Below are 13,615 nucleotides of genomic sequence, written 5' to 3'. Positions count from 1 at the left end.
GACTTAAAAAAACGCTACTGGGGGCGCCATTTTTGGGCGCGAGGATACTTTTGTGTAACATCAGGAGAACTGACAGAAGAAATGATTCAAAACTATTTGGAGCATCATTTTGAACCTAAAGGTGATGATAATTTCAGAACCGAAAGCTAAACGGGTCTTAAGACCCGTATCCTGACTTTAGTCATTGTCACTAACCCACCAGCTTTAGCTGGTGGTTGTTTAGTCTGCTTGCTTGCGATCATTCGCTGCGGCATCCCGCAGACTGTCGATCGGCGCTGCCACCAACTGTTCGACGGTATTGATCAATCGTTGATAATTGGCCAATGCTCGCACATAAAGGGTACGGCTCTGAAAAAAAGTACGTTGGGCATCCAGCATTTCCAAAAAACCAAACCGGCCCAATTGATAGCCCCGGTTGGTCAATTCAAAGGCCTGCTGAGCGCTTGGCAGCACCTCATCACGCAGCACCCGGATCTCGTTCTGGGCGGCGAGCAAATTCTCGTAGGTCCGTGCAAATTCGGTCTTCAGCTGCAACTCAACCGCCAGCCGTTCGTCCATGGCCTTATGCAAGCGTTGGCGCGCTTCCAGCAAGTTACCCTGGTTCCGGTCAAAAACTGGAATGGGAATCGAAATATCCAGCAATGCAGTGGTATTGTCCGTTTCCAGGTAACGCCGCACACCGGCACCCAGCGTAATGTCGGGAATACGATGCGCCTTTTCCAACTCGACCATCGCCTGACGTTGCACGATTTGCTGCGAACTCTGCAGTATCAGCGGGTTTTGCTCCAGATACCCGGCCAATTGATCGAAACTGGGGATCTCAACCAACGCCTCCAGCTCCCCCAGCGCTCGATTGAAGCGCGGTTCGGTGTCTCCCCAAAGCAGTGCCAATTGTGTCCTGGCGGCAGCCAGATCGCGTTTCGCCTGCTCAAGCTCTATCCTGACCGTAGCCAGCGCGACTTTCGAGCGCATCGCCTCCATGGGGGGGGCCTGCCCCAAATCCACCCGCTTGACAGCCGCCTGCATCGCCGCCTCAGCCAACCGCAAGGTATCCTCCACCACACTCACCTGCGCCTGACCTTCCAGCACACCGATGAAGGCATTGGCGGTGCGTGCAATCATTTCCAACCGTTTCGCTGCATAAGCCTGATCAGCGAGCGCCTGGCCTGTTACCGCCACATTCACACGGGCATGCCGCTTGCCGCCAAGCTCTATCAGCTGACTGATACGAAAGGTCGCAAATCGTTGCAGCGCGGCATTGGATGAACTGACGTCTTCCGCTTCGATATTGAACTCGGGATTTTTAAACAAACCGGCTTGCAGCTTGCTGCCCTCAAATGCACGCACTTCTTTGGAAAAAGCGGCAAGTTCCGGATTGCGCTGCAAAACACGCTGGAGCGCCAGGCGCAGGGTTACCCCCCCCTGGTCATCCGGATCCAAAGCTGCTGCGGCTGCATTCAGATCAGCCTCTGCGCCAGGGTAAGCTGCCAGGCCAGGATGCGAAAAGCCTGTGACCCCCCCCATCAACCCTGCCAGGATCACCATCACGCGCAACGAAATACCTCCAACTCGGTTGCTCATGCCATTTCCCCCATTACCCCATCCAGATACGCATGCATCTCACCTGGGAGCGCATACGGGAAAGCCGGACGGTGTGCAGTATAGGGCATGCTATTTGCGCCAGGATCGAACGGTATGAATATCGGGTACGCTGCCTAGGATGAACAAGCATGAACAAGCTGATATACGAATACGACGACTCACGCAGCTTACACGATTTCCACCCCTTCTGCCATCAACATTTCCACCAGCGCAATCAACGGCAATCCAATCAAGGCATTGGGATCATCACCCATGATGCGTTCAATCAGGACGATCCCCAATCCCTCGGTTTTGGCACTGCCCGCACAATGATAAGGCTGTTCCTTTGCCAGGTAGCGCGCTATCTGCTGATCGGTCATCTCACGAAATTTTACCGAACATGGAACAATACGCGACTGCAAATGATCTGATCTAGTGTTAAGCAAGCACAGCGCGGTATGAAAGATCACTTCCTTTCCGCGCATCAACTGGAGTTGCCGGGTGGCATTGGCATGATTCAGGGGCTTGCCCAATTGGATACCCCCCAACACAGCCACTTGATCTGCCGTGATGATGAGTGCATCAGGAAATAGTTCAGCGACTGCACGGGCTTTGTTTTTCGCCAGCCGGAGCGCGGTGGCAGCCGGCGTCTCATCGGGCAACGCGCTTTCGTCAATAGCAGGATTGGCGGTTTGGAAGGGAATTTGCAAGCGCTCTAGTAGCTCGCGCCGGTAGACAGAACTGGAACCCAATATCAAAGGAGGATGAATCGTGTGCGTTTTCAAAATATTATAGTAGTATGTTGATTGGCAATTTTTGACACTTGAAGATAAAAAATATAACATGCGCGCCTTATGTCCGACCAATTAGTTATCGATACATTAGATTTTGTCCGTAATGCCGGTTCACTACGTGGCAGAGTATGCCCATGCGATCTTGAACGTTTGCAGGATTACCTGACAGACAAGGCAGGGGAACTTGTCTACTCGATCGAGGGATTATTCGACCATCAAGACAGGCCGATGTTGAGGATAGCGGTCAGTGGCACCGTCAATCTGAGTTGCCAGCGCTGCCTGGAGCAATTGGAGCATGCGCTTGAGCTTGAATCTGAACTGCTCCTGGCCAGAAATGAGGATGAATTATGCCGCTATGACGAGGATGTTACCGTTGATGCGATCATGGCTTCGACAGCGCTTGATATTCTGACCCTGATCGAGGATGAAATCATTTTGAGCTTGCCAAACTCGCCCAGGCATCAGGATATTGCGTGCCTGACGACAAGCAAACTCGAAATTTACAGGGCCGTCACCGACGAACATCCCTTTGCGGCATTGGCAACACTGAAGCAATAACATTAATCAATCGTATTGGAACAAGTCACGCAGATGTCTGAAAACGGGATAAACAAAGCAAGTATGTTTTCCGCAGCCTTTCAGACGCAGTATCGTGTCAGGTTCCCAACGTTTTACAGACGTTCTTTATTCTGGAGCTAAACTTATGGCTGTGCAACAAAACAAGAAATCCCCTTCCAAACGCGGGATGCATCGTTCCCATGATGCGTTGACCAATCCTCCTCTAGCAATCGAAGCGACCACCGGAGAAACGCATTTGCGTCACCATATCAGCCCCAATGGCTACTATCGCGGACGAAAAGTCATCAAAACCAAGAACGACGATTAATTTATCCATTTACCCTTATTTACTTTCGTCATTGCCTAGCTCTTCGTAACAAGTGAATATAACTGTAGCGATCGACTGTATGGGCGGCGATCATGGCCCACATGTCACCGTTCCATCCGCTGTCGAATATCTGCGCCAGGATCCTGAGGCAGACATCATTCTGGTTGGCATACCGGATGCGATTGAGGCGGAATTGCATGCACTCAAAATAGCTCCCAACCCACGGCTCAGATTACATCCAGCCAGTGAAGTCGTTGGCATGGATGAGTCGCCGGCGCTCGCCCTGCGCAACAAGAAGGACTCTTCCATGCGCATTGCCATCAATTTAGTCAAAAGTGGCGAAGCCCAGGCATGTATCAGCGCGGGCAACACAGGTGCGCTGTTGGCCACTTCCCGGTTCGTATTGAAGACCATTCCCGGTATCGACCGGCCTGCATTGGCCGTGGTGCTGCCCACCATCTCGGGACACACTTATGTTCTGGACTTGGGTGCGAATGTCAACTGCACCGCGGAACACCTGCTTCAGTTTGGCATGATGGGCGCTACGCTGGTCTCTTCGGTAGAGCAGAAACCCAATCCAAGCATAGGCCTGCTGAATATTGGCGAGGAAGACATCAAGGGCAATGACATTGTCAAGCAGGCGGCCGAATTATTCCGCTCCAGCGGCCTGAATTTCTACGGCAACATCGAAGGGGATGACATTTACCGGGGCACCACCAACGTAGTGGTCTGCGACGGGTTCGTGGGCAATGTTGCGCTCAAGACATCGGAAGGACTGGCGCAAATGCTGGCCAGCTATTTGCGCGAGGAGTTCAAGCGCACCCCCTTCAGTAAATTGGCCGGTTGGGTCGCGTTGCCTGTCATCAATGCCTTCAAACGGCGCGTCGATCACCGCCGATATAATGGCGCGAGCTTGTTGGGTCTGCGTGGCATCGTCATTAAAAGCCATGGTTCGGCCGACAGCTTCGCATTCCGCTGCGCCATCGGGCGCGCAGCCGGTGAAGTGCGGGGCGGAATGTTGCGCCATATCGGCGAACATGTCGAGCAGCTGCGCCATAATATCGGACAAAATATTCCCAACCCAGCATCAGCAAAGTGAGCCGATTATAACTATGTATTCACGCATCATTGGGACCGGCGGTTATCTGCCAGAAAAAATCCTGACCAATCAGGACCTTGAATCCATGGTAGATACCAGTGACGAATGGATACGTACACGGACTGGCATCACCCAGCGCCACATCGCTGCTGAAGACCAAATGGCCAGCGATCTGGCCCTGGAAGCGAGCCGCAAAGCAATAGCGGCATCAGGCATACGGCCCAACGAAATCGATTTGATCATCGTTGCAACGACCACGCCGGACATGGTCTTTCCCAGTACTGCCTGCATCCTCCAACATAAGCTCGGCATTGCCAACGGACCGGCATTCGATGTGCAGGCGGTTTGCAGTGGCTTCATCTATGCACTGGCGACAGCCGATATGTTTGTCAGCTCTGGAAAATGCCGCAATGCCCTGGTTGTCGGCACTGAAGTCTACTCCCGCATCATAGACTGGAACGATCGAAGCACCTGTGTGCTGTTTGGTGACGGCGCAGGTGCTGTCATACTCACGCAGGATCAGCAGCCTGGCATTCTCTCGTCACACCTGCATGCCAATGGCAGTTACAGTCAGATTCTAGCCGTGCCTGGCAATATCAGTGCGGGCAAAATACAAGGCAAGCCTTTTATAACCATGGAAGGCAACACCGTGTTCAAATTCGCGGTCAAAGTTCTGGAAGAAGCTGTTCATGAGGCACTGGATGCAAATCAACTGCAACCCTCTGATATCGATTGGCTGATACCGCATCAGGCCAATATCCGGATCATTTCCTCCACCGCCAAAAAACTTGGCATTTCTCCAGAGAAAGTTGTGACAACCGTCGCACAACATGGCAACACCTCGGCTGCTTCCGTGCCACTCGCGCTGGATATCGCCGTGCGGGATGGACGCGTTCAATCCGGGCACAACGTTGTGCTTGAGGGAGTGGGAGGTGGATTCACTTGGGGTTCGGTTCTGATACGCTGGTAGACTATGAAAATCGCTTTTATTTTCCCTGGACAGGGATCTCAGTCAGTTGGCATGATGCAAGGCTATGCGGCATTGCCATCGATACATGCCACATTCGCTGAAGCCAGCGATGTGCTGCAGGAAGATCTCTGGTCATTGGTCAATGACGGACCAGAAGAAAAACTGAATCTCACCGTTCACACCCAGCCCGTCATGTTAACCGCTGATGTCGCCATTTACCGTGCATGGCAACAGGCAGGCGGCAAACAACCGCAGCTGCTGGCTGGCCATAGCCTGGGTGAATATGCCGCCCTGGTCGCGGCTGGATCGCTTACATTCTCCGATGCGCTCAAGCTGGTACGCTATCGGGCAGAAGTCATGCAGGAAAGTGTGCCCGAAGGCACCGGCGGCATGGCTGCAATCGTCGGACTGGATGACGACGCCGTGGCAGCGATATGTTCTGAAATCGTTCAGAACCTGCCAGGCACTTTCCTGGAGCCGGCTAACTTCAATGCACCCGGCCAGGTCGTCATAGCGGGCCATAAACAGGCTGTCATGCAAGGCATTGCGCTCGCCAAACAGAGAAAAGCGAAGCTGGCGGTTTTGCTCCCGATGAGCATCCCATCGCATTGTGCGCTGATGCATTCTGCAGCCGATAAATTTGCGCGGCTGCTGGAACAGATCCCGCTGCAGCTGCCTCATATCCCCGTCTTACATAATGTCGATGTACAGCCACATCCCGAGGCCACATCCCTCCGGGAGATACTTGCCCGGCAACTCTATTGCCCGGTCCGGTGGACAGAGACGATTCAGGCGATGGCAGATCAAGGTGTGACTCATGTCGTGGAATGCGGCCCAGGGAAAGTATTATCGGGACTCAACCGTCGCATCAACAAGAATCTGACGAGTATCGCCTTGAGTGATTCCGACCTGCTCCAGCAAAACGCGGATACCTTGAAATAATCCGGCGGCATGGCATTGTCAGCAGAATAATGATTTCCCATCAATCTTTTGGACCCTATGATGTTACTCGAGCATAAAGTCGCATTGATTACCGGTGCAAGCCGCGGCATTGGCAAAGCCATCGCCCTTGAGCTAGGCAAGCAAGGCGCATCTATCGCGGGCACCGCAACGACCGAGAACAGTGCCCACCAAATCGATCAATATTTACAGGATGCCAATATCAAAGGAATGGGGCTGGTCATGGATGTCAATCATGTTGAGCAGATCAACGCTGGCATCGACAGGGTACAAAAGTCTTTGGGCGGCATATCCATCCTGGTCAACAATGCCGGCATCACACGTGATAACCTGTTGGCCCGCATGAAAGATGAGGAATGGGACGCGATCATGCAGACCAACCTGAAATCTGTATTCCAGCTCAGCCGGGCCGTCTTGCGCGCGATGATGAAAGCACGCAGCGGCCGCATCATCAACATCTCGTCAGTCGTTGGCGCAACGGGCAATGCGGGTCAAACCAATTACGCGGCAGCCAAGGCAGGCATGGTTGGCTTCAGCAAATCGCTGGCAAAAGAAATTGGCAGCAGGCATATCACAGTCAATTGTGTCGCCCCCGGTTTCATCGATACCGACATGACCCGTGCACTCTCCCCAGATCAGCAGCAAGCCCTGATCCAGCATATTCCGCTGGGGCGATTGGGCCGCCCGGAAGATGTTGCCGCAGCGGTCGCTTTTCTGGCTTCCCCAGCAGCAGATTACATTACCGGGACGACACTGCACGTCAATGGCGGCATGTATATGGATTAATCATCAATTCAGGCCCGTCCATGCCAAGTCTTGGATGCGCCTCAAGAAATTTCCATCATCTTTGTATGGTTAAAAATGATGATAGGATAAGGTTGTTTTTGGTAGTAGTAAGAGGCGTTTAACTCACAAATTCACGTGGGTTTTGCCGGTGTTTGAAATTTGTTAAACTTGCGGAAATTTTCTTACCTGAAAAGGATGGGTACATCAATGGAAATTGCAGAAATAGAACAACGCATCAAAAAAATTGTAGCGGAACAGCTGGGCGTCAATGAAGCGGAAATCAAAAATGAATCTTCTTTCGTTAATGACCTGGGTGCCGATTCACTCGATACAGTAGAGCTCGTCATGGCGTTGGAGGAAGAGTTCGAATGCGAAATCCCTGATGAACAAGCAGAAAAAATTAACACTGTTCAGGAAGCGATTGACTATGTCGCATCCAATGCCTCTCAATAAAGATTGATTTTATCTACACTGATTCACTGGAGCCATTTTGTCCAAACGCAAAGTAGTCATCACCGGGCTAGGTATCATATCACCGGTCGGTAACGCTGTGTCCGATGCCTGGGAGAACATCATTGCCGGCAAATCCGGCATTACCCGAATCACGCGCTTTGATGCTTCCAACTTCTCGTCCCAGATTGCCGGTGAGGTCAAGGAATTTGATATCACGCAATATATTTCTGCCAAGGAAGCACGCCGCATGGATATATTTATCCACTACGGCATGGCAGCAGCAATCCAAGCAGTCCGGGATGCGGAAATTGAAGATGCAAGCAAATTTGACGCGGAGCGTATTGGCGTCAATATTGGCTCTGGAATCGGCGGGCTGCCCATGATCGAGACGACTGATGCCGCCTATCATGCAGGCGGTCCCCGCAAGATTTCGCCTTTCTTTATTCCCAGCACCATCATCAACATGGTTGCGGGCAATCTGTCCATCATGTATGGCTACAAGGGGCCCAATTTAGCGATTGTCACGGCATGTACCACTGCCACCCACAGTATCGGCAATTCGGCACGCATGATCGAATACGGTGATGCCGATATCATGATTTGTGGCGGCACGGAATCATGTATTACGCCTTTGACTGTCGGCGGGTTTTCTGCTGCGCGCGCACTCTCTTCAAGTAACGATGATCCGGCTGCCGCGAGCCGGCCCTGGGACATCAAACGGGATGGCTTCGTGCTGGGCGAAGGCGCAGGCATTCTGGTTCTGGAAGAAATGGAGCACGCCCGGCAACGCGGCGCACGAATCTACGCAGAACTGGCAGGATTTGGCATGAGCGCGGATGCGCATCATATGACAGCACCCTGTGAAGACGGGGAAGGTGCCGCACGCTGCATGACCAATGCGCTGGCCAATGCGCGGGTTAACGTGGATGAGCTGCATTATATCAATGCGCATGGCACATCGACCCCATTAGGCGATATCGCCGAAACCATTGCGGTAAAAAGATGTTTTGGTGAGCGTGCCAAGCATCTGGCAATCAGTTCCACCAAATCGATGACAGGCCATTTATTGGGCGCGGCTGGTGGTGTCGAGGCAGTGCTGTCCACACTAGCTGTTTTTCATCAGGTTGCCCCGCCAACGATTAATCTTGACCATCCCGATCCTGAATGTGATCTGGATTATATTCCGCACGAGGCCAGGGAAATGAAAATCAATGTTGCCCTTTCCAATTCATTTGGATTTGGTGGCACGAACGGCACACTCGTGTTCCGCAAAGTTTGACACCATGACGAGGCATCCGGCTTCATCCATGGCTGGGTGTGGCTGATTGGCCGCAGTAGCCCCCCAACAATTAGCGATGGTACGCCTGAATGTGCTGACATGCCGAAATCGATACGCCTAGCGCGCTGGCTGGTTTTCCTGCTGCGGGTGATATTGGCCTGTAGTCTCCTGCTTGCCGCCTGGATCAGCCTCCTTGTCATGTCGCCGTCCAAGCTGCCAGTGGTGCCCTACACGTTTTCGATCGCGCCAGGAGACAGTTTAAAGGGGATTGCGCGCCAATTGGCCGACGAGCAAGTGATTCCCAATGCCTGGTCATTCATGCTGCTGGCCCATGTTAAAGGCGATCAATCTTCAATCAAGGCAGGTGACTACGAACTCACCGCAAACCTGACCCCTCTGCAGCTGCTTGACTACCTGGTACAAGGTGACGTCAAGCGTCATGAGATCACCTTTATCGAAGGCTGGACGTTCTCGCAATTCAGGCAGATACTGGATAAGCATCCCGCCCTTCAGCATGATGCATCGGGTTTGAGCGATCTCGAAATATTGCGCTTGATCGGCGCGCATGAAACCACAGCCGAAGGACTTTTCTTTCCGGACACCTATTTTTTTCGTAAGAATAGTAGCGATATAGCCATTCTGAAACGCGCCTACCAAACCATGCAGCGTCATCTTGAAGCAGCCTGGCTCGCCCGGCAAGAACCGCTCCCCTTGCAGAATCCCTACCAAGGCTTGATCCTGGCTTCGATCATTGAAAAGGAAACCGGTGTAGAAAGTGAACGCAGGATGATTGCCGGTGTATTTATCAATCGCCTGCGACGCGGCATGAAGCTCCAAACCGACCCCACCGTCATATACGGCATGGGCGACAAATTTGATGGCAATCTGCGCAAGACTGACCTGAGAACTGATCATCCCTACAATACCTATACCCGCTTTGGTCTCCCTCCTGCCCCGATAGCCATGCCCGGTCTGGCATCCATACAAGCAGCATTCAATCCTGCTACGACCGATGCGCTTTATTTTGTTGCCAGAGGTGATGGCAGTTCAAAATTCTCGGCCACCTTGGCAGAACATAATCGCGCTGTTCTGAAATATCAGAAAAACCGCCCGTAAATTACGCCCGATCCTGTCTGGCTGACCGAATCGAAGTGTCAGGCGGCCGATCAGTCTAATCCGGCTGTTTTTTCATTGACAGCCCATAACTGGCCGAAAGAAAACATGCGTTGTGGTTTATCGTGATAGAACCCGACCATTTTGTATGCAGCGCACCCTGCCATGAGAAGATCAACTGTTGATAACTATAAGAATCCAGATAAGCGAACGTTACCATGCAATTCTCCCTCATCATCCCCACGCTGAATGAAGCCAGCAATATCAACCCGCTTTTAAACAGCCTGTTTGCCCTTGATTGCCTGGGCGATCAATTTGAAGTGATCATCGTCGATGACGGCTCGACAGACGGGACGCCCGAGAAAGTGAAATCATGGGAAGCCACCCATAATGTCCGCCTGATCGAAAGACATGCCGAACCCGATTTAACCGCCTCCATCCTTGAGGGTGTAGCCGCCGCCAGGCATCCCGTCATAGCAGTCATGGATGCCGATCTGAGTCATCCCAGCGATCGCCTGGCTGCGCTGGTGCAACCCATTGTCGACGGCAGCCATGACGTAGTGGTTGGCAGCCGTTACATCCCAGGGGGAGGGACAGAAAACTGGCCATTTTATCGGGAATGGTTATCCCGCGCCGGCGGCCTGCTTGCCCGCGCGATCTGTGATGTGAATGATGCCACTTCGGGCTTCTTTGCTTTCCGGCGAGCGCTTGCCACACATATACCCAATAATGCCCGTGGCTATAAAATTCTGCTGGAGTTACTCATGGCAGGGCAGGGCCAGCTGCGCGTGAAAGAAATACCCATTTGTTTCCGGGACCGGACACGGGGCACCTCAAAACTGTCATTCTCACATAACCTGATTTTTCTGCAACGGCTGATTGCTCTGGCCGGCGGTACCGTCTCGATCCGGACAGCGAGCCGCTTTGCCGTGGTCGGATTTCTCGGCGTTTTTGTCGATGTCCTGATTTATCAATGGATGATTAGTCAAGGAAGTGGTCTTGCCCTGGCCCATATTTCCAGTTTCATTGCTGCCGCGACCTTTAATTACACGCTGAACTCGAAGTGGTCCTTCCGCCTCCATCATCCGGGCCACCTGCGCTGGAGCCAGTTCATTCGCTTCCTGACAGTTGGGCTGTTCGCACTGCTGCTGCGCGGCGGCGTGCTGGCCTGGCTGGTCTATGGCTGGGGGGTCGGCAGTGAATGGGCAATCTTCCCGGCAATAATTGCCGCAGCGGGCGTGAACTACCTCGGGTCAGCCTTCTATGTGTTCCCGAAAGCAGATCCCCCTGTTCCACTGCACATACGCTGGCGCACCGCAGCGATAGGCATCGTGGGTTTTGTCATTTTGCTGCGTCTCGTCTACATGGGCGTTGCCCAACTCATCCCCGATGAGGCCTACTATTGGCAGTATACGCAGCATATGGATCTCAGCTTCTTCGATCATCCGCCGATGGTTGCCTGGTTGATTTGGCTGGGTACCACGCTAGCCGGCCAGAACGAGTTTGGAGTCAGAATTGGTGCATTTGTCTGCGGCCTGGTCGCCATGGGGTATCTGTATGCACTCGCATGCAATCTCTATGATAAATCCACCGGCATGCGTTCAGTATTGCTGCTGGCGGTATTGCCGTTCGGCTTTGCAACCGGCCTGGCCATGACGCCAGATGCCCCGCTGATTGCCGCTTGGGTCGCCACGCTTTATTACATGGAACGGACACTGCTCGCCGGCCAGACAGGCCGGGCCTGGATAGGCATGGGCATCGCCTTTGGATTGGGCATTCTGTCCAAATATACACTCGGTTTGTTGGGGATTGCAGCGCTCATTTTTGCCTTACTGGATCCGTTAGCACGCCGCTGGCTGTCACGGCCACACCCCTACCTGGCAGCATTGCTGGCGCTGGTACTATTCAGCCCCGTCATCATCTGGAATATGGAAAACAATTGGGCCTCTTTTCTGTTCCAGACCGACAGGATTGGCGGTCCGCAGCCTGTATTTTCCACCCACAAGCTGATACTCTACATCGCCATAGTGCTGACGCCAGTCGGATTGGCCGCGGCCCTGCTCGCGTTACGAACGCTCGTGTCCGATCCGTCTCAGGCATCCAGAAAACGCCTGTTTATCGGTGTATTTACTGGCGTGCCTTTATTATTCTTTATAGCGGTCAGCACTTTTGATGCGCCCCGCTTTCATTGGAACAGTCCACTCTGGTTGGCACTCATCCCGACCATGGCATGGATGCTCGGGCAAAACAACACACACCCAAAAGTCGCCCACGCGCTGCGCGCTGCCTGGCAGCCCACCCTCATTCTCTTGCTGCTGGCTTATGCGTTTGTGCTGCACTATGTCGCGCTCGGTATACCCGGACTGCCTTATCGCTTCCTGAGCGAACATTATTTCTGGAAAGAAACTACCGCCGAAGTGGAGAAAATCGCCTTGGACATTGAACACCAGACCGGTCAGTCGCCGATCATAGTCGGCATGAGTAAATGGTCCATCGCCAGTGCCCTCGCCTTCTATCAGCGCAGCGACCCCCCGCTGGAGATTCGTTCACGCAATTTGTTTGGTGTGCCGGCTGCCATGTATGATTTCTGGCATCCGTCAGCCACGCCCAGCACGCGCCCCATTCTGATGATTGGCATGAAACGGCGGACGCTCGAACTGGATCAGGCCGATGGCAATATCGGCCACATGCTGCAGGAACCCACGGAAATCGGTGCGCGCACCATTTATCGGCAGGACGGCGTACCATTGCGGACCCTCTACTACCGCACAGCCAGCGGCTATCTTGGCCATACGGCAGCCACGCCGGTTACGCCCAGTCAAGAATAAGACGGCAGATCAGTGGTTATGTCCAAAAAATGCCCCAACCAACCATACGGTACCGATGCCACATACGATAAGAACAACCTGCTGAACAGTCGCCCCAATTTCCGGGCGTTTATGCAAGCTGGGAATCAGGTCGGCCATCGCCACATACGTCATGCTGGCTGCGGCAAATGCCAATATCGGGGCGATCAGATGATCAAGCTGATGCAGCATGAAATATGCGAGCAATGCGCCCAATACCGTCGCTGCACCTGACAGAAAATTAAACCAGAGTGCGCGCGCCCGGCTAAATCCCGAGTTGAGCAGGATGATGAAATCTCCGGCTTCCTGAGGAATTTCATGGGCGGTAATGGCGATCGCGGTCACAATACCCAGCTGAATGTCGGCCATGAAGGCCGCGGCAATCAGGATGCCGTCTACAAAATTATGGAATGTATCGCCGAGCACGATCATCATGCCGCTTCGGCCATGATCATGGTGGCTCGGTGCAGGCGGCACTATCTCCAGGGCGGATTCATGCACCTCGCATGCCTCCAGATGACAGTGGCGCCACAACAGGAGTTTTTCCAGTATAAAAAAAACCAGAATCCCGCCGAGTACAATGATTGTAAGTTGCTTAGGTTCGTCGGTCATTTCCAGCGCCTCGGGCAATGCATTGAGAAATGCCGCGCCAAGCAGCGCGCCAATAGCATAGGAAATAAGGATGGATATCCATGCATTGCTGCGGGTATTCAACGTCAATAATGCTGCAAGCCCTATACTCAGCAACCCGCCTAAGACACTGGCGAGTACGATCCATGCTAGAACTGACATATATTAAATTCCAAAGTCACCAAAACTGATAAAGAATTGAAGCGAGCAGTCCGGGC

General features: G+C 53.1%; 14 protein-coding genes. 11 read left to right on the top strand and 3 right to left on the bottom strand.

What is annotated here, in order from left to right; genetic code table 11:
• A partial coding sequence (locus BLV85_RS05865) for a transposase (RefSeq protein ID WP_176973882.1) occupies positions 1–150 on the top strand: 150 nt, incomplete at its 5' end.
• 69 nt (positions 151–219) lie between these two features.
• Here the strand turns inward: BLV85_RS05865 and BLV85_RS05860 are convergent.
• Entirely contained in the window at positions 220–1,581 is a 1,362-nt protein-coding gene (locus tag BLV85_RS05860; RefSeq protein WP_090413213.1) for a TolC family protein, read from the bottom strand.
• 188 nt (positions 1,582–1,769) lie between these two features.
• The gene (locus BLV85_RS05855) at positions 1,770–2,366 is read right to left on the bottom strand and encodes a Maf family protein (RefSeq protein ID WP_245725105.1); all 597 of its coding nucleotides are present in this window, start codon (positions 2,364–2,366) and stop codon (positions 1,770–1,772) included.
• A 69-nt stretch (positions 2,367–2,435) separates the two neighbouring features.
• Here BLV85_RS05855 and BLV85_RS05850 point away from each other — a divergent pair, with 69 nt between their 5' ends.
• From BLV85_RS05850 to BLV85_RS05805, 10 genes are all read left to right on the top strand, one after another.
• Entirely contained in the window at positions 2,436–2,933 is a 498-nt protein-coding gene (locus BLV85_RS05850) for a YceD family protein (protein ID WP_090413211.1), read from the top strand.
• A gap of 145 nt (positions 2,934–3,078) precedes the next feature.
• Positions 3,079–3,261 (top strand): 50S ribosomal protein L32, encoded by a 183-nt coding sequence (gene rpmF / locus BLV85_RS05845; protein WP_090413209.1) that lies wholly within the window; start codon positions 3,079–3,081, stop codon positions 3,259–3,261.
• 52 nt (positions 3,262–3,313) lie between these two features.
• Positions 3,314–4,360 carry a phosphate acyltransferase PlsX gene (plsX, locus tag BLV85_RS05840; RefSeq protein WP_090413208.1) on the top strand — a complete coding sequence of 349 codons (1,047 nt, stop codon included), beginning with the start codon at positions 3,314–3,316 and terminating at the stop codon, positions 4,358–4,360.
• Between the two features lie 13 nt (positions 4,361–4,373).
• Positions 4,374–5,330 carry a beta-ketoacyl-ACP synthase III gene (locus BLV85_RS05835; RefSeq protein WP_090413205.1) on the top strand — a complete coding sequence of 319 codons (957 nt, stop codon included), beginning with the start codon at positions 4,374–4,376 and terminating at the stop codon, positions 5,328–5,330.
• A gap of 3 nt (positions 5,331–5,333) precedes the next feature.
• Positions 5,334–6,272, top strand: coding sequence for an ACP S-malonyltransferase (fabD, locus tag BLV85_RS05830; RefSeq protein WP_090413203.1), 939 nt, complete (start codon positions 5,334–5,336; stop codon positions 6,270–6,272).
• 60 nt (positions 6,273–6,332) lie between these two features.
• Positions 6,333–7,076, top strand: a complete 744-nt coding sequence (gene fabG, locus BLV85_RS05825; protein WP_090413222.1) for a 3-oxoacyl-ACP reductase FabG — start codon at positions 6,333–6,335, stop codon at positions 7,074–7,076.
• Positions 7,077–7,289: 213 nt separating this feature from the next.
• Positions 7,290–7,529, top strand: coding sequence for an acyl carrier protein (gene acpP, locus BLV85_RS05820; RefSeq protein WP_090413219.1), 240 nt, complete (start codon positions 7,290–7,292; stop codon positions 7,527–7,529).
• A 37-nt stretch (positions 7,530–7,566) separates the two neighbouring features.
• Complete coding sequence (gene fabF, locus BLV85_RS05815; protein WP_090413201.1) at positions 7,567–8,808, top strand: beta-ketoacyl-ACP synthase II; 1,242 nt, start codon at positions 7,567–7,569, stop codon at positions 8,806–8,808.
• A 99-nt stretch (positions 8,809–8,907) separates the two neighbouring features.
• Positions 8,908–9,924 (top strand): endolytic transglycosylase MltG, encoded by a 1,017-nt coding sequence (gene mltG, locus BLV85_RS05810; protein WP_090413199.1) that lies wholly within the window; start codon positions 8,908–8,910, stop codon positions 9,922–9,924.
• A gap of 215 nt (positions 9,925–10,139) precedes the next feature.
• On the top strand, positions 10,140–12,749 hold the full coding sequence (locus tag BLV85_RS05805; protein WP_090413197.1) for a glycosyltransferase family 39 protein: 2,610 nt from the start codon (positions 10,140–10,142) through the stop codon (positions 12,747–12,749).
• Positions 12,750–12,758: 9 nt separating this feature from the next.
• Here the strand turns inward: BLV85_RS05805 and BLV85_RS05800 are convergent, their stop codons facing one another.
• A complete protein-coding gene (locus tag BLV85_RS05800; protein ID WP_090413195.1) occupies positions 12,759–13,559 on the bottom strand; it encodes a ZIP family metal transporter in 801 nt (266 codons plus the stop codon).
• Positions 13,560–13,615 lie beyond the last annotated feature (56 nt).

Source organism: Nitrosomonas halophila (genome assembly GCF_900107165.1).
GTDB classification, from domain to species: domain Bacteria; phylum Pseudomonadota; class Gammaproteobacteria; order Burkholderiales; family Nitrosomonadaceae; genus Nitrosomonas; species Nitrosomonas halophila.
Note: the sequence above shows the minus strand (reverse complement) of the source record. Positions and strands in the feature narration are given on the sequence as shown.